This window comes from Echinicola rosea, from assembly GCF_005281475.1.
GTDB lineage: Bacteria > Bacteroidota > Bacteroidia > Cytophagales > Cyclobacteriaceae > Echinicola > Echinicola rosea.
In genome coordinates, this window is sequence record NZ_CP040106.1 from 587,111 (window position 1) to 612,195 (window position 25,085).

Here is a 25,085-nt window from a genome sequence, read left to right on the forward strand (position 1 = left end):
TGCAAATTTGGGATAATTTCTCCTAAAACAAATAGTGAAAAATTTATAGTTATTGAATAAAAAATTTACATTTGCATTACAGTTATTAGTTACTAAGTTTGGATTTAAATTAATTAAACACTTAATTTTGAAAAAAAATTTTTTTTAAATCATGAAAAAATTATTACTATCAACATTAATGGCTGGAGCGTTAGCAGTTGGAGCTAACGCCCAAGATGACTTCAACAAGTGGTCAATCGATGTCAATGGTGGGTTCAATAAACCTATGACTCCCATGTCACCAGGTTATTATTCCCCTTCCTTGAACCTTGGACATGCTGACGTAGGTGTTAGATACATGTTCAATGAGAAATTCGGTGCGAAAGTGGATTATGGTTTTGGTAAATATCAAAACGCTGATGAAACGCCATCTTTCGAAACAAATTACTACAGAGTTAACCTTCAAGGTGTTGCCAACCTTGCCAGAGTTTTTAACTTCGAGACTTGGACGAACACAGTTGGTCTATTGACGCACTTTGGTGCTGGTTTCGGAAGAGTAACTCCTCAAGAAAACGAATGGGCTGACTTCAAAGACGATACGTATAACTTCATCTTTGGCTTCACTCCACAAGTTCGACTTGGCAACAGAGTTTCCCTGAATGGTGACATCAGCATGTTGATCGCAGGCCGTCAAAATGTCGCCACCGATGGACATACTTCTATCAACCCTGGCGATCCTGGCTTCTACGGTGCCAATGCGGTATCTTGGACTGGTACATTGGGACTTTCTTTCTACCTTGGCGGCAACGATGTTCACGCTGACTGGTATGTAAGACAATCTCAGTATGCTACCAAGGACGAGCTGGAAAGCCAAATCGGTGAGATCAAAGATATGTTGAAAGACTCTGACGGTGATGGTGTACCTGACTACTTGGACAAAGAGCCTAACACTCCTGCTGGTGCAAGAGTTGACTCTCACGGTAGAACACTTGATTCTGACGGTGATGGCATCCCTGACCACTCTGACGACTGTGCTTTTGTTCCAGGTCCTGCATCTAACAATGGATGTCCTGTAGAAGAGGTTGACGAAACTGACTTCTTCAAGAAAGCTATTAACGAAGGCTATGTAAACGTTTACTATGCATTCGACAGTGCTAAGCCACTTGGTTACTCTTCTTCTTCAGTTAGCTATGTATCTAACTTCTTGAAGAGAAATCCAGGTGTAAATGTTGAGATCAAAGGTTATGCTGACGAAATCGGTCCTGACGATTACAACATGAAATTATCTGAGAAAAGAGCTAAAGCTGTTTACGACCTGCTAGTAGCTGCTGGTATTGATTCTTCCAGAATCTCCTACAAAGGATATGGTGAAGATACTAGCGTAGATAAGCAATCTGCAGATGCTCGTCAGCTTGCAAGAAGAGCTTCCTTCGAAGTTCAATAATAAAAGCTTAAAGCATTATTTAAAACCGGCCTTTTCAGGTCGGTTTTTTTTTGCTTATTTTTGGGCTATATGTTTGTACTTACCGACCAAAACTCCATTGCCAACCATTATCTGGAAGGCCTCAGGGACATCTCCCAGCAAAACGACCGCCTAAAATTCCGTAGAAATATGGAGCGTCTGGGAGAGATATTATCGTACGAACTTTCTAAATCCTTAGAATACGACACCCATACGATCACTACACCACTGGCGGACACTCCTTCCCGTAAACTCAAATCTTCCCCGGTGATCATCGCCATCCTTAGAGCTGCAATCCCTTTTTATAATGGAATAGTGAACTATTTTGACCAAGCAGATAGTGGTTTCATCGGCGCGTTCAGAAAGGAAGGCACGACTGATAGCGAAGTAGAGATTGACTTCAGCTACCTGGCCGCTCCAGAAATAGAAGGAAAGGAGATCATTTTGGCAGATCCTATGTTAGCGACAGGAAAATCACTGGTCACCAGTGTCCAGCAGCTATTAAAAAATGGCACCCCTAAAAACATCCACATCGTAGCAGCTATCGCTGCACCTGAAGGTTTGGAGCACCTAAAATCCCACCTCGGCCTCCCCTATCAATTATGGCTTGGTGCCATCGATGAAAAGCTCAATGAAAAAGCCTACATCGTCCCTGGGCTAGGCGACGCTGGTGATTTATCTTTTGGACCAAAACATTAACTGATTTTGATTTACGCGTTGATTGTTATAGGCTTTCTCATCCTTTTAGCTGGTGGAAAAGCTTTGGTAGATGGTGCATCAGCCATCGCTGCCAAGTTGGGCATGAGTCCCGGGCTTATTGGAATGACCATCGTGGCATTTGGCACTTCTGCGCCCGAATTGTTGGTCAGCGTCACTGCAGCACTAAAAGGCACAAGTGACATTGCAGTAGGAAACGTAGTAGGCTCCAATATTTCTAACATCTCCTTGGTCCTTGGAATCTCTGCACTGATATACCCTATAAAGCTGAATTTTCAAATTCTTAAATTTGACTACTTGTTCACTTTGTTCGCCACGATCTTATTTTATCTACTGGCATTGAACAATTGGATATCCCTTTGGGATGGCATTATCCTCTTCTTACTATTAATTCTTATCAATTGGTTTTACTTCAAAAAGTCCAATCAGCTTCCTGAGGAATTTTCTACGAAAGAGGCTGAGAAAGCCAAACATGAACCTCATCTAAAATCCATCGGCTATATCATAGCAGGGATTTTGGGACTTTATTTTGGAGCGGAATTACTTGTCAACAATGCCGTGACGCTAGCAAAAGAATATGGTGTTAGCGAACGCATCATAGGCGTAACGATCATTGCGATTGGAACCAGTTTACCTGAACTAGCGACCTCCGTAGTGGCTGCGCGAAAAAAAGAAACCGATATCGCATTAGGAAACATTTTAGGCAGCAATATGCAGAACATTCTTTCCATAATTGGTGTTACTGCTATTATAAAGCCGATTGAAGTAAGTGACCTATTTCTTTCAACAGACTTCCTTTGGATGATTGGTTTTACGGTGTTACTGTTCCCTATCATGAGAACTAGCTATAAAATCAGCCGACTAGAAGGCGGTATTCTACTTGTTGTTTATGGATTGTACCTAATATTTCTCCTGTGAGCCAAATGCTTGAATATATTCTCCAGTTCCTAGCCATCTATGTCGTTTGCCTATTCAAATTCATTGGAGGCCCATTACTAGGCAATGCTGCCCAATACAGCATTTTTGAAATTATTTTGGTTACGGTCTCCGGCATGATGACCAGTGTAGTCGTATTCACCTTTTTAGGGGAGTGGATCAAAACAAACTGGACCATCAAAATCCGAAAGAACAAAAAGAAATTTACCCCAAAAACAAGGAAGATCATTCAGGTATGGCAAAAATTCGGCGCAGCAGGTGTCGCAGCCATCACCCCCCTCGTGCTGACGCCTATAGGAGGAACTATACTTCTGACATCCTTTGGCGTAAAGCGTAGAAAGATTTTCTCCTATATGTTGCTGAGCGCGATCTGCTGGTCTTTCATTCTGGGAATGTCCATCAATCAACTGATGAAAATCCCCTTTTTGAAACAATTAATCGGGTGATTCCTCATCAGGCAACATTTCGATGTCCTGAATCAACACTTTCTTTGCAATCCCTTTGCCGGTAAGGGTAGCGGCCAATCCCCCCAAGGCAGTTTCTTTGTATTTGTTTTCCATACTGGCACCTATCTCTCCCATTGCTTCCACACATTCATCCACAGGAATCACCCCACTGACATCCGATAGGGCGATTTGTGCAGAACTATTGGCAATGGCCGCTGCACTGGCATTTCTCACCACACAAGGTATTTCCACAAGTCCCGCAACAGGATCACAGACCAATCCCAACATACATTGGATCGTAATCGCCACGGCATTAAAGACCTGGTCTGTATTACCTCCCAAACAATAGACCATTGCTCCTGAAGCCATCGCAGCAGCTGACCCCGTCTCTGCCTGACAGCCTCCCACGGCTCCAGCCAAGCTCGCATTCTGTTCAATGATCAAGGCAATTCCCGCACCGACCAAAAGTCCCTCTAAGACCTTCTGATCCTCCAGTCCGTGGATTTCCTGTAAAGTGTAAAGCGTACCCGGTAAAATGCCCGAGGCACCTGCCGTAGGTGCTGCTACAACCCTCCCCATACAGCTGTTCACCTCCTTCGCTGCCAATGCTCTTGAGATCAGTCGTTGGAATTCGGGAGACAGCACGGATAATGGATTGTTATATACTTTCTTTGCGCCATTGTTGATCATACCTGACCGGGACACCATCTCCTCCTTGAGGCCTGTCTCCACGGCATCTTTCATCACATGGTAAGCATTGAGCAGTCCTTCCCATACTTCCTCTTCGGGCTTGCTTCTCTGCTCCTTCTCATACTCCATTACAGGGGTATATAAAGGGACCTCCTTTTCCTCACAGTATGATTTCCATCCATGAAAAGTTTCAAATAGGTAACTCATTCTCTTCGGGTTTATATTCAACTGTCAAAGTTCCACATTGCTTTGTACAAAACAAATTCCAATGATTAAATCTTTCCTTAACACAAGCCCCACGGAAATCAGCTCTGATTCCTCTTTCCCAATCCAACCCTAAAAAGAGCTCGAGAAGTACTGGACTAGGCTCTCGGCCTTCGATCAAGAAGAAAATCCGGAAATAAAGATCAGTTTGCAGGCCTCTTTGGACTGAAAAAATCCAAGGTGATTTTCCTTTGGAACGAACCCTAAAAAATATCGGTAAAGTCCTCATAATCTACGGCACCTGCTGGCTAGCAATACCAAGTACATTCCCCCAAACTTTTTGGCCTGATCCAAAAAGCCTCCTACTCATAGGAGCAGGAGGCTTACATTGTATGTTATTTACAGCTACCTATCAATCAACACTTTCTATCTCCGCGGTGAACAATATTGGCGTAAAGGGCCTAAGAATGACAGAAAGAAAGCCCTTTTCATAATAGTCCTCCCGAATAGCATCCGGTAATACTTGAGCGGTATTGCCAAACGCAGATGCCGACGGTGAAATAATCTCCACTTCAGCCCCTTCATGAAGGTCTTTGAAGCCAATATTGAGGAAATCGTAGTTGTCATCATCACCTAGATCCGTGGTCACGGTATTATCGGTCACCTTAGAAAAAGGATCTTCTTCTCCAAGCGCAAACATCTCAAATGTAAACCTAAGGGTATTTCCGTTCTTGCTTGCTTCGGATGATTCATCGCCGGCATCCAAAATTCTTACATAGACACCATCTTCCACTTCTTCAAATCCCTCCAGGTTTTCTTGGGAAATGTACTGCTGAATCATATCATCCTCCATGGCCGCAACCTCTTGGGGAGCGTAAATTTTCTCAAAATGCACGGTGATTTTCATGTTGGCATATTGAGGAATCAACTGCCCATAGCTATAATCCGAATAGGCCAAATATGACGGCACATAAAGCACCACTGTCTCCCCTAGCTCAGCCATGGCCACAGCAGAGTTTATGGCTATAGGTGCTAAGGTTTGCTGTTCTTTGTCATACTTGAACTTGATCGGCTCACCATCCTCCTCGGTATGCGAATCGATAAAGGCTCCATCTAGTGTCTCCATCTCATAATAAATCCCGATGATGTCTTCATCATTGAACTTCTGTCCATCTTCGACATCTTCTAGCAATTCAAAATAATACCCTGCACTGGTTTTCTCCGCATCGATACCATTTTGACCGATAAAGTCAGCAAGTTCTTGGTTTTCCCTTTTGACTTGTTTTTCATACGCTGTCTCTTCATCATTCAGACACGATGACATCGTGGACATTAGCGACATTGCAATTGCCGCAGTTAAAACTCTTTTCATGTGTTGGTTAGTTTATTTATTATTTTTTGAACTGAAAATTCATTCTCAAATTCACCCCTCCAATGGAAAACTGCTGATTGGTAAAGGTTAAGTTGCCGAGAGGCAGCTTGTAGTATGGCTCAATGGAAAGAAACGTTCCATTGCTAAGGTTATACTCATAACCAAAAGATAAATTCAGCATTTTTCCAAGATCCACATTGGATTGCTCACTGCCTGGAGAATATTCCTGGGAATACTCTTGTATGGACTCACTGAATTGTAACGCCCCAGCAAAATCCTCTGTAAACTTGGATTCCACCGCAAAGGTTTCCACTCCTGTTTGGTCAAAATAAACCATGCTGGAAAGCCCGGTAATCACGAACACATTGGCCTTCTCCTTGTCCATCACCTTATACTTAATGTTTATAGGGATATCCAGACCATAGTAACTCATGGTATATTCAGATCCCAAATAATCATTGGTGACAGTATATGAAGCCTCATTCGGCGCCGCACTGCTCATCGCACGCATCTGCATGGATTCAGGAAGCTTGTTCAGCGTCTCCGGCTCAAATTGCTGATGGGCATAATTCACCCCTACATCAAGCTTGATCCTATCGCTAATGGAAAATTCTGAAACTACACCAGCACCTAGCTGCATACCAGACGTGGAACTAGAGGCTGCCTGTGGCCCTGCTTGAATACCCAATCTGAAGGGGCTTTCCTTTCCTTGATCATTCTTGATGATCGTATTGGTATTTTTTACATCTTTCTCACTGCTTTCACTCTTCTCGCCTTCTTTCCACTCATCCACCCAATTTTGGGCGACATTTTCATCCATATAGGATTTTTTGGATTGATTGCTTTGGGGTGTTGCGTAAACGGACTGATCCACATACTCCTGTGGCTTCCCGTCCAAATGAGCTGTCATCCTAGTAATGGGGTAAGAAGGAAGTACAAGATTCGACTCATCGGTATCGAAATCAGCCTTCCTCGACATGGCAATAGGTGACGCCATCTCTCGTGATCGACTTCCATTGTCGCTATTTACCTGCTCAGTGTGCTCCAGAGGTGGCTTGGGGACAGTTGCCAAGGCCGGCTGCTTAATTTCTTCCGTCTGCTCTTTGGTAGAATCATCGATGGGTTTTAAGATCTCATCCAGCTTCTTGCTTTTTTGGGCAATACTTCCCTTCAGATCGGTCACACCTTTTTCAATCTCCTTTTCATAGGGGTAGAACACAAACAGCAACGTCAGCGACGCAGCTACCGTGGACACAATAAATGGCCACAACACCAACTTTTTACGCTTTGTCGGTTTGTTAAAATAGACTTGGGAAAACTTCTCCCATTCTGCCTGATCAAAACTCTCTTCATGGTGAACGAAGGAGTCCTTGATCCTCTCCACAAGCCGCTTATCGAACTGCTCCTTCATCTTTAATTCTGTTTAACTCTGTTATCTTTTCTCTTAATCGCTGTTTGGCACGTGCCAGGTACGTCCTGCTCGTACTGGCAGGAATATCCAAAGACTCTCCAATCTCGTTGTGATTGTATCCTTCTATTTCATACATATTGAAGATGATTCGCATCACCTCTGGCAAATCCCTGAGGGCTCCAAGGATGTCTTCCTTGGATAACTCATCGATAATGGAAGCATCATAGGTCTTCGCAGATGCCTTTTCGATCTCCATCACCGCATAGTGCTTGACATTCTTTCGGTAATAGTCTATGGAAGTATTGATCACAATCCTTCGGAACCATGCTTTAAAGGAGCTACTTTCCGAATACTGTTGGATTCGGTCAAACGCTTTCATAAAACTGTCGTTCACAATTTCACATGCCTCTTCACGGCTATTGGAATACCTCAGCGAGATACTCATAGCATACCCGTAAAAATGCTTATAGAGCATTTCCAGGGCTTTGGGCTTACCATCTTTGGCTTCTTGAATAAGGTATTGGTCCAATCGACTGGCTTTTATATGCTATGTTTACTTTCAAGACGACAGCTGATCAAAAAATGCTACAAGCTTTTAAAAAAAAAAATATTCACCTATCGGCCTATCCATGTCCCCACTTACATTTACAGGATAGATACAATTGGCTATTAACCCGTAATTGCTTACTAATCAGTTGCTACGCATCCCAACTGAATTCCTTGACGCTTCGGATCGAATGATAATTCCTAATACATCATCCCCATTAAAAATCAAAGTTTACCGTCTGTGCCACCTCTTCCGAAAGGCTCAAAGCCACAGGGCAGGTTTTTGCGGCATTCTTTAACTTTTGCAATAGTTTTTGATCATCCGATGGCTTCTCCCATGAAAAGTCAATAATGATCTCTTTGATCTTTCTGGGGTTACTGGCCATTACCTTGGTCACTTCCCAGGTTAACCCCTCAAGTTCCACTCCTTCCCGCTGTGCCACAATGCCCATAATGGTCACCATACAGCTCCCAAGGGCAGAAGCCACCAAATCAGTAGGAGAAAACGCTTCTCCCTTACCGTTGTTATCCACTGGGGCATCAGTGATGATCTCCCTGCCTGATTGCAAATGCTGGGAACTGGTTCGGAGATTTTCGAGGTAGGTGCTTTTAATAGTAGGCATAAACCTTTATTTTTATTTGAAGTTATCTAACATATAGAACAAAATTAGCGTATAATTCCTTAGAACATATGACAAAAGGAACAAAATATCTTATCCTCTTACTGTTGCTGGCCGCCCCGCACTTTTTAATGGGGCAAGGCAGAGAAGCTGGAGACTATGACTATGACAAAGAAGTGCTCTTCGGTATAAACAAGAACTTCAACGGAGGGCTGATCGGAGGATTGTACCTAAAGATAGGTTCGAGGATTACCGAGAACACCTTTCAGTTTTTCTCTTTGGAAATGGCCAATGTCAAAAACCCAAAAGAAGCCCGCTACAGCACCATTCTTGGTAACAGCTTTATTTACGGAAAATCCAATTACCTCTACAGCATCCGCCCGCAATATGGCCGTGAACTGATCCTCTTCAAAAAAGCGCCCCAAAAAGGAGTACAGGTTTCCGTGCTTTCAGCAATCGGCCCTTCCTTTGGAATCATTGCCCCCTATTATATTGAGTACGCTACTTCCAATTCTGAAAGTACTAGGGTTCAATATGACCCAGAAGTCCACCAATCACTCTCCTATATCCTGGGACCTGGACATCTATTTGAGGGCTTGGGAGAGTCTCAGCTGGCCATCGGAGCCAATGTTAAAGCAGCCCTATCCTTTGAATTTGGAGTTTTTAAATCAAATGTCACCGGATTGGAACTAGGATATGAACTGGAAGGTTTTACTAAAGAGATTCCCCTGATGCCCACTACAGAAAACCGGCAAATATTCCAGTCGGCTTACTTCACACTCTTCTACGGCTTCAGGAAATAAACCATTAATTGGTTTTGCTGTAACAAAACCTTAATTTTGCGACAAGTTAAGATAGTGAGATGATAGAACTACCCGTAATATCCGAAGAATCCAAAAAGCGTAAAAAGCCTGACTGGCTGAGAGTAAAACTCCCAGTGGGAAAAGAATACGCAAAGGTCAGGAAACTGGTCGATGAACATAAGCTCCATACCATTTGTGAAAGCGGTAACTGCCCCAATATGGGCGAATGCTGGGGAGCCGGCACAGCCACTTTCATGATCTTGGGAAATGTTTGCACCCGCAGTTGCTCTTTTTGTGCCGTAGCCACAGGAAGGCCGCCAGAATATGATACCGATGAGCCTAGAAGAGTGGCAGAAGCCATCAAACTAATGGGCGTAAAACACGCTGTACTTACTTCGGTAAACCGGGATGAGCTCAAAGACAGGGGGGCAGAAATCTGGTACCAAACCGTCATTGAGACCAAAAACCTTTCCCCTGAAACCACCATAGAAACGCTTATCCCGGATGTGAAATCCAATTGGGATGCGCTGTATCGTATGATCGATGGTGGCCAAGAAGTCGTTTCTCATAACATGGAAACAGTAGAAAGCCTTTACAGGAGGGTCAGGCCACAGGCCAAATATTGGAGATCCCTTGAGCAGATCAAGCTGACCAAGGAATACGGCAAGAGAACGAAAACTGGCATCATGCTTGGTCTTGGAGAAACCAAAGAGCAAGTCTATAAAGCCATGGATGACCTGGCCGAGCACGGATGTGACATCCTTACCCTTGGCCAATATTTACAACCTACTAAAATGCATATTGAAGTAGCCGAATTTATCCACCCTGATCTTTTTGACCATTACAGGGAAGAAGGGCTTAAAAGAGGCCTAAAATATGTAGAGTCAGGACCATTGGTAAGGTCTTCTTATCATGCTGAAAGGCATGTAAATGTCTAAGACCCCAAGGATCAAGTAATATTTCACATAAAGATCTGGGCATAAAAAAACTCTTTCTGCCGTAGCGGAAAGAGTTTTTTTATTTACACTTCTTATGGTTTTATCAATCGCCACCAAGTGCTTCAGCACCGGCCACAATTTCAAGGATTTCGTTTGTAATGGCCGCCTGACGAGATCGGTTATACATCAAACGCAAGTCTTTGAGGAGCTCTCCGGCATTTTCAGTGGCCTTGTCCATAGCCGTCATCCGAGCACCATGCTCAGAAGCGTTACTTTCCAAAACCGCTTTATAAAACTGTATTTTCAATGAGGTAGGCACCAGCTCTTGCATGATGTAATCACGAGAAGGCTCCATGATGTAATCCACATTGGTAGCGGAAATATTCTCTTCACTTTCCTCTTTTTCCATCGGCAGAAACTGTTCGTTTCTTACCACTTGGGTCGCTACATTTTTGAATTCGTTATACACCAATACGACTTTGTCATAGGTGCCTTTTTCGAACTCGTCCATTGCATATTCAGCAGCCTCACGGACTTTGTCAAAAGAAAGGTCAGAGAAAACCTGATAGAAATCATCTACCAAATTCACCTCTCTTTTCTTGAAAATATCGAATGCCTTTTTACCTAAAGGAAGCACAGTAATATTTTTACCGGCATATTCGGTATTGATTGCTGCGGATGCAGCTTTGATGATATTGGTATTGAAGGCACCACACAGTCCTTTATCTGAAGTAACAGGAACGATCAAAACATTATTGACCTCTCTCTTTTCTGCATAGACCAAATCGCTACCGCCTTCTATTCCTGCAGAAACGTTATTAAGAATGGCAGTTAATTTCTGAGAATAAGGACGCATTTGGATGATTTTATCCTGAGCTCTCCTTAGCTTCGCGGCAGCCACCATCTTCATTGCCTTGGTAATTTGCTGCGTCGAAACGACCGAGTTAATCCTTTCTTTTACTTCCTTTAAGTTAGCCATATTTTCAAATAGAGAATAAGGACTCCACCCCCGGAGAGGTGGAGCAATTAATTATTTTGCGTACTTAGGTGTAAGTTCTTTAGCTGCTTTTTCAAGTAGTTTACCAGCAGTATCCAAATCACCTTTGGTCAAAGCATTGATTGCTTCTTGGTACTGGGAAGTAAGCAAGGTATAGAATTCTTTTTCAAACTCTCTTGCCCTTTCTACTGGTACGCTATCCATCAATCCTTTAGTAGAAGCATAGATAATCGCCGCTTGAAGTTCCACTTTCACAGGAGAGTATTGCGCTTGCTTAAGGATTTCTTGGTTTCTTCTACCCCTTTCGATAGTTCTCTTGGTGGTTGCATCAAGATCAGAACCAAACTTGGCAAATGCTTCCAGTTCACGGAATTGCGCTTGGTCTAGCTTCAGGGTACCAGAAACTTTTTTCATGGATTTGATCTGTGCGTTACCACCTACCCTTGATACGGAAATACCCACGTTAATGGCAGGACGTATCCCGGAGTTGAAAAGGTTGGTTTCCAAGAAGATCTGACCATCGGTAATGGAGATCACGTTAGTAGGAATATAAGCAGAAACATCACCTGCCTGCGTTTCAATGATCGGAAGGGCTGTCAATGATCCACCACCTTTCACCAGCGGCTTAAGGGACTCAGGAAGATCGTTCATCTCCTTGGCAATGGTATCGGAAGAGTTGATCTTAGCAGCTCTTTCCAACAATCTTGAGTGGAGGTAAAACACATCTCCAGGGTATGCCTCACGTCCCGGAGGTCTTCTCAGCAATAGGGATACTTCACGGTAAGCCACGGCTTGTTTGGAAAGGTCATCATAAACCACCAATGCAGGACGACCGGTATCACGGAAAAACTCCCCAATGGCAGCACCGGTAAATGGTGCAAAGAACTGCATAGGTGCAGGATCAGAAGCTGCCGCCGAAACGACTACCGTGTATGGAAGGGCTCCGCCTTTTTCCAAGGCTGCCACCACGCCCGCAACTGTAGAAGCCTTCTGACCGATGGCCACATAAATACAGAAAACAGGTTCTCCTTTTTCGTAAAATTCCTTTTGGTTAAGAATGGTATCGATCGCCACGGCAGTTTTTCCTGTCTGACGGTCACCGATGATCAACTCCCGCTGACCTCTACCGATAGGGATCATCGCATCGATGGATTTGATACCTGTCTGAAGCGGCTCGTTTACTGGTTGACGGTAGATTACACCTGGAGCTTTACGCTCCAATGGCATATCGTAAAGATCTCCTTCAATAGGCCCTTTTCCGTCGATTGGTTGCCCTAGGGTATCCACTACCCGGCCCAACATACCTTCACCTGCCTTGATAGACGCAATTTGCTTAGTCCGCTTTACAGTATCTCCCTCTTTCACTCCTTTAGAGTCTCCGAAAAGTACTGCACCGACATTGTCTTCTTCTAGGTTAAGTACCATTGCTTTGAGCCCGTTTTCAAACTCCAGCAACTCACCAGATTGAGCTTGGGATAGTCCGTAGATACGGGCCACACCATCACCAACTTGTAGGACTGTTCCTACTTCTTCCAGTTCAGCTTCCGTTTTGGCACCTGAGAGCTGCTCTCTCAAGATCGCCGAAACTTCATCAGGTCTTACTTCTGCCATTCTTGAATATAGTTATATAGTTTTTCCTGTATTTATTAAATCTGCTTCTCGTAATGATTATTCGAGAATTGTAATTTCAATGATTTCAGCTTGCTGTTCATCGACTCATCCAGCTGACGGTCGTTTACTTTCAAGACAAAACCACCGATAATGTCTTTATCCACTTTTTCGACCAACTCCACCTTGGGCTTACCGGAGATTTCCTTCACCGCTTCAGCAAACACCTTTCGGAGCGCTTCATCCATCGGGAAGGTAGTCGTCACCTCTGCTTTCTGGATGCCTTGGTGCTGGTTATAGAGCGCTAGAAACGCTTTGGCAATGTCAGCAATAATATCCTCCCGATGCTTACGGGAAATGATATCATAAAAGGACAAGGTAAGTTCCTGAGCTGTTCCGGAAAATATCTTCTTGATCACTTTGGCCTTCACATCAGGCATTACAATTGGGCTTTTTAGCATCAATGCAAAATCCCTATTGGAACCCGCCACCGCTAACAAGGACTCCATGTCCTGGTGTACTTCCTTCAGTATTCCTCTTTCATCTGCCAACTCCAACAAGGACTTGGCATACCTCGAAGCGACTCTTTTTACTGACATTTGCTACGATTAATTTAACTTAAGATCTTTTACAAACTCCTCCACCAACGCTTTTTGCGCCTTGTCACTTTCAAGGTTCTTGCGCAATAATTTCTCTGTCACTTCCAGTGCAAGTGTCGCCACTTGGTTTTTAACTTCTGACAATGCAGCTTTTTTCTCTGTTTCAATTACCGCTTTGGCATCTTCGATCATTTTGGCTCCTGCTTTTGAGGCTTCTTCTTTGGCCTCATCGATCATCTTAGCAGAGGTTTCATTAGCCGATTTCAAAATGTGATCACGCTCCAGTCTAGCCTCTTGAAGCAGTTTCTCATTTTCTGCCTTCAGGTTTGCCATCTCATTTCTCGCGTTTTCAGCAGCTTTCAGGGCACCCTCAATAGCCGTCTCACGCTCATCAAGCGCAGAGAGAATAGGTTTCCAAGCAAATTTCCCCAGGATTATCAATAAAATCCCAAAACCGATAATTTGCCAAATGATTAGTCCAGAACCAGGAATTATAAGATCCATCTATATAATGTTTTAAACTGTTTTGTTCAAATGATAAAGTAGGGATGGACCTAACGTCCACCCCCATTCTTTGTACTTCTTAGAAAGTGATGTTCTCGTTAAGCGCAATCAGCAGACATACTACCACTGCAAACAGAGATACCACTTCAATAAGGGCTGCAATAATCAGCATAGCAGTTTGGATTTTACCAGCTGCTTCAGGTTGTCTTGCAATACCTTCCATAGCCTGACCACCGATTCTACCGATACCAAGTCCTGCGCCTATCGCTACAATACCAGCACCGATACCTGCACCCAAAAGTGCTAGGCCAGCAGACAACAATAATGAAGTTAACATACGTGTTATAATTTATAAATTGAACAAAGAAATTCTAGTGATGATCGTGCTCTGCTACTGCCTGTCCAATATACATCGCAGAGAACAACGTAAATACATAAGCCTGAATGGCAGCTACCAACAATTCTATCAGGTTGATAAATACTACCATTACCGTACTGGCTACTCCTACTGCATACGATTCGAACACGAAGATCAAACCGATAAAGCTCAGGATTACAATGTGGCCTGCTGTGATCGCAACAAATAGTCGCACCATCAAAGCAAATGGTTTCGTAAATAGGCCGATAATTTCCACCGGAACAATAACAATAAGTAGCGGTAGAGGCACTCCTGGCGTGGCAACCACATGCTTCCAATAGTCCTTGTTACCGTTAAGATTAGTCGCAAACCATGTGAACACTGCAAGCGTCATGGTAACAGCAATGTTACCAGTCAGGTTAGCAGCACCGGGAACTAGCCCCATTAGGTTGCCGACCAAGATGAAGAAAAATATGGTTAATAAATAAGGTGTGAACTTCCTGTATTTCGGGCCGATATTTGGCTTGGCTACTTCGTCTCGCACAAACAACACCAATGGCTCGATAATAGAAGCAATGCCCTTAGGTGCTCCATGAGGGTTTCTTTTGTAGTTTCTTGCCGCAGAAAGTACTGCCCAGAAAATCATGAACACAACAATAATCAGCATGGCGACGTTCTTGGTAATGGACAAGTCTATAAAAGTCCTGCTTTCATCCACCGCATGCAGCTTATCGTGTTCATTGATATAATAACCATTGTGCTCTACACCAAAAGCGTGGGTTTCATGATCTTGGAAATCGCTGGACATATAAACCTCCAATCCTCGATCACCAGAATAAATAATCACCGGCAACGGAAGGGTCACATGGGTATGCCCAAAAGTAGCGAAATGCCATTCATGCGAATCCTTTATGTGGTGCATGATGAATCCCGTCTTGTTTTCACTTTCACCTTCCGCATCAGATGAAGCAAAAGCTGTAGTCGAGAGCGCCAGCAAAAATACTGACATCAAGGTGCTTAAGCACAGAATCTTACGAAGCATCAACTCAATTATTATAGACCTACTTAGAATGAGGGCGCAAGTTAGCTATTAAGCTGTATATATCAAACAACAAGTACAACAAATAGATGATAAAAAAATCTGCAAAAAACAAAATCTTATTGTCTATTTCTGTAAATAAACAAATAGCAATAAAAATAAGGCTTGCCAAAAACCTAATGATTGTTGCGCCCATTAGTATAGCTACAGAATTTTCTCTCGATTGTTTTAATAAAAATTGAATAAGCTGTCCGCTTACCAACATTAAACCAAAGTAAAAAATGATGATCTGCCAAACGCTGGAATGAACCCAGTCAGGCTTAAGATACTGCACCACCACGGTAAGCAATACCACAAAAATGGTAAGCATTAGCAGTGAGCCAATATGGGATTTGATAAACTTCATAATGTATCCGGTGAAAATGAAGTGCAAAAGTACGGATAAATTCTCATTTAGGAAGTTAGGCCTTCATTTCTTAGGCTGGATGATCTACCCTTGAACTACAGGAATCATTTCTTTAGGGACACAAACAAACTGTAAAAGGCCAAGCCTATAGCCGCAAAACAGCACAAAAGTAACCACACGGGAAATTTCATCTCGCTACCTTCTTGGATTACCCAGCCCAGCCATGTGCCCAATCCGATGATCGCGCACATCTGAAATGCCAGCCCAATGTACTTTACATACTCAGGATACTCATCCCGCGGCGACTTCTTTTTCTGATTTGGATTTTTCATTTTTCAGGGAAACCGTATTTATTTCACCTTTGGTAGATGTTTGGACGTTTTCAGTCATCTTACAATCGCCGTTAAAGACGGCTCCATTTTCGATGACCAACTTTTTGGTAAGGATATTTCCATTAATGACGGCTGTCCTTTTTAGAAAAAGGATTTCGGAGCACCTCACCTCTCCCTCCACATTACCGGCAATTTCTGCTTCTTTAGTATTAATATTACCGATCAACCGCGCTGATTCGCCAATGACAATTTTGGTTTTGGAACTCAAGGTCCCATCTACCTCTCCCTCTATCCTGATATTTCCCTGAGTGACAATATCTCCTTTGATAGAAGTTTCCTTTGCTATTACATTACTGGAGTTTACCATCTCCGCTACCGATTTTTTTTCTTCTCCTTTATTAAACATAATTTTTAATCGAAGGTTATAAATTCTTGTGGGTTTAGTGGATTCCCTTTATACCATAATTCAAAGTGAAGATGCTGACCGGTAGTTTGTTCCCCGGTATTCCCTACCACAGATATGACTTCTCCACCAGTCACTGGTTCACCAACGGATTTCAATAATACAGAATTATGTTTATAAATAGAAATCAGTTCATTGGAGTGCTGTATGGTGATGACATACCCCGTCTCCAACGTCCAACTTGCCAAAATCACCGTCCCGTCGGCCACCGATTTGACCGGTTCGTTTTCCTCTGACACCAAGTCTATGCCCAAATGATCCTTTGATAGATCAAAGCGTGCCGAAACCACCCCTTTGATCGGCGAAAAGAAAAAGGTCTCTGTAAACGAACTGCTATTGAGCTGCTGAAAACTACCTTCATCAGGAGGCATGGCCTCAAATTCATCAATAATCTCCTGAGTGGCAGCTCCTTTCCTATACAGGTCTTTGCTGGTCGGAACACGTACAGGATCAGCATTTTCGACGACGTCATCTTCCACGGCTGATGAATCCCCGGCCGTTTCCCCTGATATAATTTGCTGGATATTTTGAAGATAACGATCCTTAGCTTCCACCTCTACCAATAAGCTATCCACCGTCTGGGAAAGGGAATAAATTTTCTTCATGTTTTCAGACTCTTGGTATGCAGGATCAAACCAACTGGCCAAAAAGGTCCTGGATAAGATGAGAGAAATCATGAAAAAAACCAATAAAGTAAACACAAATATAAGCCCTACTTTTATCTTATTGATGCTTAAAGAAGTAATGACTGAGAAGTCTTCCTCCCTCCTGATGACGAAAAGGTATTTATTTTCAATCCAGTTTTTTATCTTTTGTTGTAATCCCAAAATATGCCACGTTTACCTGATCGCCCAATATTACAAAATTACAAGATTAAACGTAAGCGTTTACATTATTGATTCAAAAACACTAATTTGGGAACTTGAAATTGATTTATGCAGCGCAACGTGAGAAAGACCTTAAATTTCCTTATTTTTCTATGCTTCCTTTTGTTGGGGTGTTCTTCAGAAAGAAACACTTTTACCAACCGGCTGTACCATAACGTAACGGCACGATTCAATGCCTATTTCTTAGCAAAAGAAAAAATTCAAGAGGCTGAAAAAAGCTTTAGAGAAGCCTATCAGGAAGATTATACCCAAGTACTTCCCGTGTATTTTCCTATTGACAGTGCCTCAGTGGATGCTAATGAAGAAAAACTGAATGAAGCCCGAGAGCTGGCAGGAAAGGCCATAGACTGGCACCGTATCAGCCAATGGGTGGACGACAGCTATTTCCTTCTTGGGCTGATCGATTATTATGAAGCCAACACCGATGATGCCATTAATACGTACAAATACCTTAATGTAAATAGTGAGGACGATGAGGTGCGCCATCAGGCCTTGATCCAGTTGCTCCGGATTTTTGTGGAACAACGAAAATTTGACGATGCTTCTTATGTCATTGATTTTCTCTCCAAGGAATCGGAGATTTCAAAAGAAAACAAGCAAAAGCTCTACAAAACACTGGCCTACTATTACGAAGCACGTCATGAAAAAGACGGCGTCATCGCGGCACTCGAAAAATGCATTGAGGTGACCACCGATAACCATGAAAAGTCCCGGCTAAACTTTATCCTAGCCCAGCTCTATCAACGTGCCGGCTTCGATGCAAGGGCTTATGACTATTATAAAAACGCATCCGAAGGCAATCCTCCCTATGAACTGGCTTTCTTCAGTCAACTGTACGCCCAGCAAGTGGCCGAGCTTGAGAAAAGCAAGGATCTAAAAAAGGTAAGGGACTACTATGACAACCTGTATCAAGACCGTAAAAACACCGACCTAAGGGACGTAGTCCTCTATGAAAAGGCACTTTTCGAACTTAAACAAAAAGAAACCGACGAAGCGATAAAGCTTCTTCACCAAGCGGCCCAAGAGCCAGGGAAACTCGAAAAACAAAAAGGCTATATTTACCAAAAACTGGCAGAAATTTTCTTTGACGAAAAAGAAGACTACAGGGCATCCAAATACTACCTCGACAGTGCACTCCAACATTTCAAGCCTACCGATACCAACTACCAAACATTATCCTCCAAACAGGACATTCTGGACAGGTACACGGTCAATTATGAATTATTAACCAAAAATGACAGCTTACTACAGCTTAGTCAAATGCGTCCTGAAGAGCAGGAAAAAATCGCTGAAAACTATATTCAAGCTGAAGAGGAACGTTTACTGGCCGAAGCTGAAGCCAAAACCACCAAAAAAAATGCAGGCATTTTCGATAACCTATTGGCCTTTGGTGGCAATGCTTCTGCCTCTACCTTCTATTTTGACAACCCGACGGCTATGCAAAAAGGAGAAATCGAATTTTTCAGGAATTGGGGAAACAGGGCTTTGGAGGACAACTGGCGGCGTAAGTCCAGCAGTTTCGGAAACGCAGTATCCTCCCTTCCTACTTCTAGAGACACCACCGCAGCCCGTCAAGTCAGTCAAGAGGATAGTATTCGCGGTATCCTTCCGGATAAAGCCACATTGCTGGCGAACATCCCTAAAGATCCCGAACAAATCTCCCAACTGAATGACCAAATGGAAGAGGCCAGACTCCAACTAGGAAAGGTATTATATTTTGATCTTAAGCGACCAGACTTGGCCAGGGAATACCTGACCGATTTATTGCAATTCCATCCCGATTCAGAGAAAAAAGCAGAAGCCTACTATACCCTTTTCCTCATAGAAAAAGAAACCGGCGGCAGCACGACTTATTATGTCAGCAGGCTGAACAAGGAATTTCCTGATTCCCCATTTACCAAATCGGTCAACAACCCCATTGGTGAAACCTCCAGCACAGCAGCCAATAAAACAGCAGAATCCAACTATCAAAAAGCCTATAGTGCCTTCCAATCAGGCGACTATAGCATTGCCAAAACCCTTACCCAAAGCACACTTAACAAGTATCCCCTTACGGAGGTAACAGACAAGCTATTGCTACTGGACATCATGCTATCTGGAAAACTCGAATCCAAAGGACGCTACCAAGAGCGACTTGAAAACTACATTGAAAACACGGATAGCCCGGGTCTTGTAAAAATGGCAAGAAATATGCTAGTAGCATTGACTGGAGAAACAGAAGTAGAGCAGGTAGCCTCGGTGGACTCTACGAATGTCAGTGATTCACTGCGTATAAATACCCCGGACAAGCGCATTGCTTCGGATAGCGTAGCAGCCGAAAAGCAGATTTATAAACTAAACAAAGAACAAACCCATATATTCATTTTGGTCATTGATCCCGATGCGATCCCCCAGACCAAAAACCTAAGTGCTGAGCTAGAAAATTTTCATGATAAGAATTTTCAGGATTCAAGGTTAAGGACAGGAAACCTATCCTTTACCCGCAATCAATCCATTCTGCTGGTTAGCCCTTTTTCCAATGCAGCCAAGGCCATGGATTACCGGAAGAAGTTCTTGACAGAATTTAAGTATCAGGGATTACCTGAGGAATTAAAAAAGCGTAGTTTTGTGATTTCAATCCAAAACTTCCAACAGTTAAATAAAAGGAAAGACATTACTGAATACGAGGCCTTTTTTAAGTCCTCCTATTGACACGAACATGAGTAATAAAAAAAACACCACCAAATCCCGGTCCTTAGCAGGAAAGATCATTAAAGTATTATGGATCGCCCTTTTTGCTGGCCTTTTTGGCTTTGCCATCTTTGTATGGTCAGTAAGTGTAAATTTTCTAGGGCTATATGGAGACCTGCCGGACTTTAAGGCAGTAGAAAATCCAGAAAATGAACTGGCCTCGGAGCTGTATTCAGCAGACGGTGTACTGCTAGGAAAATATTACCGGGAAAACCGGTCTCCCGTAACGTATAACGAGCTATCCAATAATCTAATCAATGCCCTGATTGCGACGGAAGATATTCGATTTGAAGATCACTCAGGAATCGACCCCAAGGGATTGGCGAGGGTGCTTTTTAAGACCATACTGATGGGGCAAAGCAGTGCAGGAGGTGGAAGTACCCTCAGCCAGCAAACAGCCAAGAACCTCTTCAAAACAAGAGGAGAAGCATCCCAAGGAACGCTCAGCAGTGTTCCTGGACTACGCATGCTCATCATCAAAACAAAGGAATGGATTGTGGCCACACAGTTGGAAAAAGCCTATACCAAGGATGAAATCCTGACCATGTACCTCAACACCTCGGAGTTTGGCAGTAATGCTTTTGGCATCAAGTCGGCCGCCAAGACCTTTTTTAACAAAACCCCAAAGGACCTTAACGTTCAGGAGTCAGCAGTGCTGGTAGGATTATTCAAAGCCCCTACATATTACAGTCCGGTTTACAATCCTGAAAACTCTACCAGAAGGAGAAACACCGTACTCAGTCAGATGGAGAAATACGATTACCTTACCCAGGCACAATATGATAGCATCTCCAAAATGCCGATCGAATTGGACTACAATGTAGAAAGCCACAACAGGGGACTGGCCACTTATTTCCGTGAAATCGTGAAGTCTGACCTGCTCAAATGGACCAAGGAAAACCTCAAAGCAGACGGAAAGCCCTATGACCTCTACGGAGACGGGCTGCGGATCTACACGACCATTGACAGCCGGCTTCAGAAATATGCAGAGGAATCCGTGGATGAGCACATGCGGGAACTCCAAGCTAAATTTGTATCCGAACTTCGTGGCAGAGAACCGTGGGTGGACAGTAACAACAAGGTAATACCCAACTTCTTGGAAACCATGATCAAAAGAACAGAAGCCTATCGTGTGCTGGTCAATAAATATGGGGCAGAATCGGATTCCGTAGAAATCAAGCTAAACGAGAAGAAGAAAATGAAAGTCTTCTCCTGGGAAAAAGGTGAAATCGATACCTTGATGAGCTCCATGGATTCCCTACGTTACTATAAGACCTTCCTGCAAACAGGCTTTGTATCGATGGATCCCCGTTCGGGCCATATCAAAGCTTGGGTAGGCGGGTTAAACCACAAATACTTCAAATACGATCATGTTCGCGAAGGCAAACGACAGCCGGGATCTACCTTTAAGCCTTTCGTTTATGCTGCAGCTATCGAGAATGGCTACAGCCCATGCTATACCGTAGTGGATCAGCCTGTGGAAGTAAACATCCCAGGACAACCCACGTGGAGTCCCAACAATGCTGATGGTAAGTTCACGTACGAAAAGATGACCATCCGCCAGGCAATGGCACAGTCTATCAACTCAATCACAGCTTATATGATGAAACAGATCAGCCCTGAGGTAGTGGTCGAAATGGCCCATAGACTGGGGATCACCAGTGATTTGGATCCAGTACCGGCCTTGGCTCTGGGGACAAGCGATGTATCCATTTTGGAGATGGTCGGCGCCATGAGCACCTTTGCCAATAAAGGAGAGCACATCAAGCCGTACTATATCGATCGCATAGAAGATAAAAACGGTAATGTACTCCACCAATTCCCCGCTCGTAAAAGGTCCGCCATGAGTGAAGAAAATGCCTATTTAATGCTCCACATGCTACAGGGAGGATTTGAAGAACGTGGCGGAACCAGCCAAGGTGTCCCCATGCATCTCAGGGAAGGCAATGAACTAGGAGGCAAAACAGGGACCACCCAAAATGCATCGGACGGTTGGTACATCGGACTTAGCAAGGATTTGGTATCAGGCGTTTGGGTAGGTGGTGACGACAGAGCTATACACTTTAGAAGCTGGATAAGCGGTCAAGGAGCCAGAACGGCCCGTCCGATCTGGGTAAAATACATGACCAAAGTATATGAAGATCCTACTTTGGGAATTACAAAGGGTTCTTTCGAAAGGCCTGAAAGACCGCTAAGTGTGGAGCTAGACTGCGAAGAATACGAAATCCAAACGGATGAATTCACGGACTTTGACTATGACCAACGAAGCAACGACTTCTAAGTCATATAAGCCTTAGTCATACTTATGAAAGATATTAAAAACAGCTCTTGTGACGAGCTGTTTTTTTTATATTTGTTCTATGCAAAGCCCTTCATACAGTCCAGAAGAATACAATAAACTCCCTGATGTTCCCGGCGTATATAAATATTACAACGGTGACGGTAAGCTTATTTACGTAGGCAAGGCAAAGAGCCTAAAGAAACGGGTGGCCAGCTATTTCGTGAAGAGCACCGGGCTAAACCTGAAAACACGCCGGATGGTAAAGGAAATTCGCCGGATCGAATTTACCATGGTCAATTCGGAGTTTGATGCTTTATTGTTGGAAAATAACCTCATCAAAAAAAACCAACCGCGCTATAATATCCTGCTGAAGGATGACAAAACATACCCCTACTTGCTGCTTACAAAAGAGCATTTTCCACAGATCTACCCTACCCGTAAGCTTATTCCCTCCCGAGGCACCTACTATGGACCCTTTGCCAGTGTCAAGGCCATGAATAATGTACTGGAATTGATCAGGAGCCTTTTTACCATACGAACTTGTAAGCTTGATCTAAATCCATACAAAATCGCTGAGCAGAAATACAAAGTCTGCTTGGAATACCATATCGGAAATTGTCTGGGGCCTTGTGAAGGCCTGCAGGGAGAACCTGACTACATGAAAGACATCGATCAAGCCAAAAACATCCTCAAAGGCAACTTGGGAGTGCCAAAAGCCTACTTCAAAAGCAGGATGCAGGAAGCCGCCCAGAACCTTGCTTTTGAAAAAGCACAGCGATACAAGGACAAACTGGACCTGCTCGAAAAATACCAGGCAAAATCACTGGTCACCAATCCTCACGTGACGGACCTGGATGTCTTTGCTATTGTTTCTGCAGATAAATTTGCCTTCGTCAACTACCTCAACATCAAAAATGGGGCGATCAATATCACCAAAACCGTAGAACTAAAGAAAAAGCTCGACGAAACTGAACAGGAGATGCTGCTTACGGCTATCTTCCACCTAAAAGACCAATTCCAAAGTGATGCTAAGGAAATCCTTTGCAACATTGCACTAGACGAGCCCATCGAAGGGCTGCACCTTACCGTCCCTAAAATAGGTGACAAACGTAAACTGGTCGAGCTTTCCCTTAAAAATGCCATGTACTATAAAAAAGAAAAGGCATTGCTCAGCGGAAAAGCCAAAGAAAAGAAAAACAGGGTGCTGCTTCAGCTACAAAAAGACCTCTCACTTAAGGAGATCCCTGACCATATTGAGTGCTTTGACAACTCCAACATTCAAGGTAATTATCCAGTAGCCAGCATGGTATGCTTTCTGGACGGAAAGCCTGCAAAAAAAGAATACAGGCACTTCCATGTCAAAACAGTAGAAGGCCCTGATGATTTTGCCAGTATGACAGAGATTGTGGGCAGAAGGTACAAAAGGCTTATCAAAGAAAACAAACCACTTCCAAAACTCATTGTAATCGATGGCGGAAAAGGTCAACTATCCGCAGCTGTGGAAGCCTTAAAATCTTTGGACATCTATGGACAAGTCCCCGTTATCGGCATTGCCAAAAAGCTGGAAGAGATCTATTTCCCCGGTGACTCATTTCCGCTACACATCGACAAAAAATCTGAATCACTCCGTCTTATCCAGCGGACCAGGGACGAAGCCCACCGTTTTGCGATCACCTTTCACAGGGATATCCGCAGCAAAGACGCTTTCAAGACGGCGCTTGACTCCATTGAGGGCATTGGCCCCACTACTTCCAATAAGCTCTTAAACCACTACAAATCGCTGAAAAAAATCAGGGAAGCTTCTGAAGATGACCTTGCCCAGCTCATTGGTAAAGATAAGGCCAACAGGATCATCAACTTTATCAAAAAAGAAAGCAGGTGATAGTACCACCTGCTCTCCTATTTTTTTAGCTTTTGGAAATCACCACTCCCAAAGGCTGTTTTCAAACTCCAGTAGATCGTATTCAAACTTCAGCCCATCCAAATATGCTTGTAGCTCAGGATTGGGATTATCCGGATTTACCATATCTGCAATCAATGCATCGTCCGCATTGGAGTATTTCCTCACCACAGATTTGAACAACCTCAAGTCAAAAGCCTGGCTATAGGAAAGATCCTTTGAAGTATTGCTGAAATTGATCCATTTTGCCTCCGGATGGTTTTTGAAGTATTCATAAAAATCCTTGAACCGAATATAAGCAATGCTCTTTTCACCGGCATTTGCATTGGTCTGGGAAGGCATCACCAAGTGGATATATTTCACATCAAATTTGACTTGGGAATGATGCTTATCAAACAAGAAGTCTTCCTTAAAATCCAAGTAATACAGGTTCTTTACAAAGATACTGTCGCCATTTGCGGACATCCAGAAATTGTTTTGAAAATCAGCGATGGACAACGGCTCCGTAAACTCTTCATCCGCAAATAGCTCAAAAGCATTTTCTTCAGTCACAGCCTTATAAATGCTAAAAATGATACCGTTACGTTTGGTATCTCCTGTACCATATAGGGGATGGTTGTACTTTTCACGAAGATCCACCCTTCTCCACACACCTATCTGGTACATCTTATCATCCTCCCTGATAGGATGGGCAGAAAACACTGTATCCACTTCAAATTGCCTGTCTCCAGTAGCCGAAGGATCTACACTCGTGGAACCTGTCTGTCCAAAAACACTTGGACTGACAGCCATCAACATCACCATCAGCAATGGAGCGATGTATTTTGCTTCTATTCGTTTCATAACCTTATATTTTA

General features: G+C 43.4%; 25 protein-coding genes. 9 read left to right on the plus strand and 16 right to left on the minus strand.

The window, feature by feature from the left end; all coding sequences use genetic code 11:
* Window positions 1–151 precede the first annotated feature (151 nt).
* The 4 genes from FDP09_RS02480 to FDP09_RS02495 all read left to right on the plus strand — a co-directional run bounded on the left by FDP09_RS02480 (window position 152) and on the right by FDP09_RS02495 (window position 3,540).
* Entirely contained in the window at window positions 152–1,423 is a 1,272-nt protein-coding gene (locus FDP09_RS02480) for an OmpA family protein (RefSeq protein WP_137401140.1), read from the plus strand.
* 69 nt (window positions 1,424–1,492) lie between these two features.
* Window positions 1,493–2,140, plus strand: coding sequence for a uracil phosphoribosyltransferase (gene upp, locus FDP09_RS02485; protein ID WP_137401141.1), 648 nt, complete (start codon window positions 1,493–1,495; stop codon window positions 2,138–2,140).
* A 6-nt stretch (window positions 2,141–2,146) separates the two neighbouring features.
* Window positions 2,147–3,076 (plus strand): calcium/sodium antiporter, encoded by a 930-nt coding sequence (locus tag FDP09_RS02490; RefSeq protein ID WP_137401142.1) that lies wholly within the window; start codon window positions 2,147–2,149, stop codon window positions 3,074–3,076.
* 5 nt (window positions 3,077–3,081) lie between these two features.
* Window positions 3,082–3,540 (plus strand): hypothetical protein, encoded by a 459-nt coding sequence (locus tag FDP09_RS02495; protein WP_137404919.1) that lies wholly within the window; start codon window positions 3,082–3,084, stop codon window positions 3,538–3,540.
* On the opposite strand, the gene sdaAA is transcribed toward FDP09_RS02495, so the two are convergent.
* From sdaAA to FDP09_RS02520, 5 genes are all read right to left on the minus strand, one after another.
* Window positions 3,529–4,437, minus strand: coding sequence for an L-serine ammonia-lyase, iron-sulfur-dependent, subunit alpha (gene sdaAA, locus FDP09_RS02500; protein ID WP_137401143.1), 909 nt, complete (start codon window positions 4,435–4,437; stop codon window positions 3,529–3,531). The genes FDP09_RS02495 and sdaAA overlap by 12 nt on opposite strands.
* Before the next feature lie 409 nt (window positions 4,438–4,846).
* Complete coding sequence (locus FDP09_RS02505; protein ID WP_137401144.1) at window positions 4,847–5,806, minus strand: FKBP-type peptidyl-prolyl cis-trans isomerase; 960 nt, start codon at window positions 5,804–5,806, stop codon at window positions 4,847–4,849.
* A gap of 19 nt (window positions 5,807–5,825) precedes the next feature.
* Window positions 5,826–7,217, minus strand: a complete 1,392-nt coding sequence (locus FDP09_RS02510; protein WP_137401145.1) for a porin family protein — start codon at window positions 7,215–7,217, stop codon at window positions 5,826–5,828.
* The gene (locus tag FDP09_RS02515; RefSeq protein WP_137401146.1) at window positions 7,198–7,746 is read right to left on the minus strand and encodes an RNA polymerase sigma factor; all 549 of its coding nucleotides are present in this window, start codon (window positions 7,744–7,746) and stop codon (window positions 7,198–7,200) included. The genes FDP09_RS02510 and FDP09_RS02515 overlap by 20 nt, the downstream gene beginning before the upstream one ends.
* Before the next feature lie 235 nt (window positions 7,747–7,981).
* On the minus strand, window positions 7,982–8,386 hold the full coding sequence (locus tag FDP09_RS02520; protein WP_137401147.1) for an OsmC family protein: 405 nt from the start codon (window positions 8,384–8,386) through the stop codon (window positions 7,982–7,984).
* Window positions 8,387–8,454: 68 nt separating this feature from the next.
* Between FDP09_RS02520 and FDP09_RS02525 the strand changes: the two genes are divergently transcribed.
* Window positions 8,455–9,186: a hypothetical protein gene (locus FDP09_RS02525; protein ID WP_137401148.1), complete on the plus strand. Its 732-nt coding sequence runs from the start codon at window positions 8,455–8,457 to the stop codon at window positions 9,184–9,186.
* 59 nt (window positions 9,187–9,245) lie between these two features.
* Entirely contained in the window at window positions 9,246–10,124 is an 879-nt protein-coding gene (lipA, locus tag FDP09_RS02530; RefSeq protein ID WP_137401149.1) for a lipoyl synthase, read from the plus strand.
* Window positions 10,125–10,227: 103 nt separating this feature from the next.
* Here the strand turns inward: lipA and atpG are convergent, their stop codons facing one another.
* The 10 genes from atpG to FDP09_RS02580 form a co-directional block, all read right to left on the minus strand.
* Complete coding sequence (atpG, locus tag FDP09_RS02535) at window positions 10,228–11,103, minus strand: ATP synthase F1 subunit gamma (protein ID WP_137401150.1); 876 nt, start codon at window positions 11,101–11,103, stop codon at window positions 10,228–10,230.
* A 51-nt stretch (window positions 11,104–11,154) separates the two neighbouring features.
* Window positions 11,155–12,732: a F0F1 ATP synthase subunit alpha gene (atpA, locus tag FDP09_RS02540; RefSeq protein WP_137401151.1), complete on the minus strand. Its 1,578-nt coding sequence runs from the start codon at window positions 12,730–12,732 to the stop codon at window positions 11,155–11,157.
* A 35-nt stretch (window positions 12,733–12,767) separates the two neighbouring features.
* The gene (gene atpH, locus FDP09_RS02545) at window positions 12,768–13,328 is read right to left on the minus strand and encodes an ATP synthase F1 subunit delta (RefSeq protein ID WP_137401152.1); all 561 of its coding nucleotides are present in this window, start codon (window positions 13,326–13,328) and stop codon (window positions 12,768–12,770) included.
* 9 nt (window positions 13,329–13,337) lie between these two features.
* Window positions 13,338–13,832, minus strand: a complete 495-nt coding sequence (locus FDP09_RS02550) for a F0F1 ATP synthase subunit B (protein WP_137401153.1) — start codon at window positions 13,830–13,832, stop codon at window positions 13,338–13,340.
* A gap of 79 nt (window positions 13,833–13,911) precedes the next feature.
* A complete protein-coding gene (gene atpE, locus FDP09_RS02555) occupies window positions 13,912–14,169 on the minus strand; it encodes an ATP synthase F0 subunit C (RefSeq protein ID WP_015264455.1) in 258 nt (85 codons plus the stop codon).
* A gap of 34 nt (window positions 14,170–14,203) precedes the next feature.
* Window positions 14,204–15,232 carry a F0F1 ATP synthase subunit A gene (gene atpB / locus FDP09_RS02560; RefSeq protein ID WP_137401154.1) on the minus strand — a complete coding sequence of 343 codons (1,029 nt, stop codon included), beginning with the start codon at window positions 15,230–15,232 and terminating at the stop codon, window positions 14,204–14,206.
* A 19-nt stretch (window positions 15,233–15,251) separates the two neighbouring features.
* Window positions 15,252–15,635, minus strand: coding sequence for a hypothetical protein (locus FDP09_RS02565; RefSeq protein ID WP_229683516.1), 384 nt, complete (start codon window positions 15,633–15,635; stop codon window positions 15,252–15,254).
* A gap of 104 nt (window positions 15,636–15,739) precedes the next feature.
* On the minus strand, window positions 15,740–15,967 hold the full coding sequence (locus FDP09_RS02570) for an AtpZ/AtpI family protein (protein ID WP_137401155.1): 228 nt from the start codon (window positions 15,965–15,967) through the stop codon (window positions 15,740–15,742).
* Window positions 15,927–16,373 carry a bactofilin family protein gene (locus FDP09_RS02575; protein WP_187328774.1) on the minus strand — a complete coding sequence of 149 codons (447 nt, stop codon included), beginning with the start codon at window positions 16,371–16,373 and terminating at the stop codon, window positions 15,927–15,929. The genes FDP09_RS02570 and FDP09_RS02575 overlap by 41 nt, the downstream gene beginning before the upstream one ends.
* Window positions 16,374–16,378: 5 nt before the next feature.
* Window positions 16,379–17,257: a M23 family metallopeptidase gene (locus FDP09_RS02580; protein ID WP_137401156.1), complete on the minus strand. Its 879-nt coding sequence runs from the start codon at window positions 17,255–17,257 to the stop codon at window positions 16,379–16,381.
* A 120-nt stretch (window positions 17,258–17,377) separates the two neighbouring features.
* On the opposite strand from FDP09_RS02580, the gene porW reads away from it, so the two are divergent.
* From porW to uvrC, 3 genes are all read left to right on the plus strand, one after another.
* Window positions 17,378–20,008: a type IX secretion system periplasmic lipoprotein PorW/SprE gene (gene porW / locus FDP09_RS02585; protein ID WP_137401157.1), complete on the plus strand. Its 2,631-nt coding sequence runs from the start codon at window positions 17,378–17,380 to the stop codon at window positions 20,006–20,008.
* Between the two features lie 7 nt (window positions 20,009–20,015).
* Window positions 20,016–22,328, plus strand: a complete 2,313-nt coding sequence (locus FDP09_RS02590) for a penicillin-binding protein 1A (RefSeq protein WP_137401158.1) — start codon at window positions 20,016–20,018, stop codon at window positions 22,326–22,328.
* A gap of 79 nt (window positions 22,329–22,407) precedes the next feature.
* Window positions 22,408–24,210, plus strand: a complete 1,803-nt coding sequence (gene uvrC, locus FDP09_RS02595) for an excinuclease ABC subunit UvrC (RefSeq protein WP_137401159.1) — start codon at window positions 22,408–22,410, stop codon at window positions 24,208–24,210.
* 39 nt (window positions 24,211–24,249) lie between these two features.
* Here the strand turns inward: uvrC and porN are convergent, their stop codons facing one another.
* On the minus strand, window positions 24,250–25,071 hold the full coding sequence (gene porN / locus FDP09_RS02600; protein WP_137401160.1) for a type IX secretion system ring subunit PorN/GldN: 822 nt from the start codon (window positions 25,069–25,071) through the stop codon (window positions 24,250–24,252).
* Window positions 25,072–25,085 lie beyond the last annotated feature (14 nt).

Excerpts from the sequence above, each read along its gene's own strand:
- FDP09_RS02525 (WP_137401148.1), top strand. The coding sequence starts at position 8,455 with ATGACAAAAGGAACAAAATATCTTATCCTCTTACTGTTGCTGGCCGCC.
- porN (WP_137401160.1), bottom strand. The coding sequence starts at position 25,071 with ATGAAACGAATAGAAGCAAAATACATCGCTCCATTGCTGATGGTGATG.
- sdaAA (WP_137401143.1), bottom strand. The coding sequence starts at position 4,437 with ATGAGTTACCTATTTGAAACTTTTCATGGATGGAAATCATACTGTGAG.
- atpA (WP_137401151.1), bottom strand. The coding sequence starts at position 12,732 with ATGGCAGAAGTAAGACCTGATGAAGTTTCGGCGATCTTGAGAGAGCAG.
- FDP09_RS02520 (WP_137401147.1), bottom strand. The coding sequence starts at position 8,386 with ATGCCTACTATTAAAAGCACCTACCTCGAAAATCTCCGAACCAGTTCC.
- FDP09_RS02495 (WP_137404919.1), top strand. The coding sequence starts at position 3,082 with ATGCTTGAATATATTCTCCAGTTCCTAGCCATCTATGTCGTTTGCCTA.
- atpH (WP_137401152.1), bottom strand. The coding sequence starts at position 13,328 with ATGTCAGTAAAAAGAGTCGCTTCGAGGTATGCCAAGTCCTTGTTGGAG.
- FDP09_RS02575 (WP_187328774.1), bottom strand. The coding sequence starts at position 16,373 with ATGTTTAATAAAGGAGAAGAAAAAAAATCGGTAGCGGAGATGGTAAAC.
- lipA (WP_137401149.1), top strand. The coding sequence starts at position 9,246 with ATGATAGAACTACCCGTAATATCCGAAGAATCCAAAAAGCGTAAAAAG.
- FDP09_RS02570 (WP_137401155.1), bottom strand. The coding sequence starts at position 15,967 with ATGAAAAATCCAAATCAGAAAAAGAAGTCGCCGCGGGATGAGTATCCT.
- FDP09_RS02590 (WP_137401158.1), top strand. The coding sequence starts at position 20,016 with ATGAGTAATAAAAAAAACACCACCAAATCCCGGTCCTTAGCAGGAAAG.
- FDP09_RS02505 (WP_137401144.1), bottom strand. The coding sequence starts at position 5,806 with ATGAAAAGAGTTTTAACTGCGGCAATTGCAATGTCGCTAATGTCCACG.
- upp (WP_137401141.1), top strand. The coding sequence starts at position 1,493 with ATGTTTGTACTTACCGACCAAAACTCCATTGCCAACCATTATCTGGAA.
- FDP09_RS02550 (WP_137401153.1), bottom strand. The coding sequence starts at position 13,832 with ATGGATCTTATAATTCCTGGTTCTGGACTAATCATTTGGCAAATTATC.
- FDP09_RS02510 (WP_137401145.1), bottom strand. The coding sequence starts at position 7,217 with ATGAAGGAGCAGTTCGATAAGCGGCTTGTGGAGAGGATCAAGGACTCC.
- atpE (WP_015264455.1), bottom strand. The coding sequence starts at position 14,169 with ATGTTAACTTCATTATTGTTGTCTGCTGGCCTAGCACTTTTGGGTGCA.
- FDP09_RS02565 (WP_229683516.1), bottom strand. The coding sequence starts at position 15,635 with ATGAAGTTTATCAAATCCCATATTGGCTCACTGCTAATGCTTACCATT.
- atpG (WP_137401150.1), bottom strand. The coding sequence starts at position 11,103 with ATGGCTAACTTAAAGGAAGTAAAAGAAAGGATTAACTCGGTCGTTTCG.
- uvrC (WP_137401159.1), top strand. The coding sequence starts at position 22,408 with ATGCAAAGCCCTTCATACAGTCCAGAAGAATACAATAAACTCCCTGAT.
- atpB (WP_137401154.1), bottom strand. The coding sequence starts at position 15,232 with ATGCTTCGTAAGATTCTGTGCTTAAGCACCTTGATGTCAGTATTTTTG.
- FDP09_RS02480 (WP_137401140.1), top strand. The coding sequence starts at position 152 with ATGAAAAAATTATTACTATCAACATTAATGGCTGGAGCGTTAGCAGTT.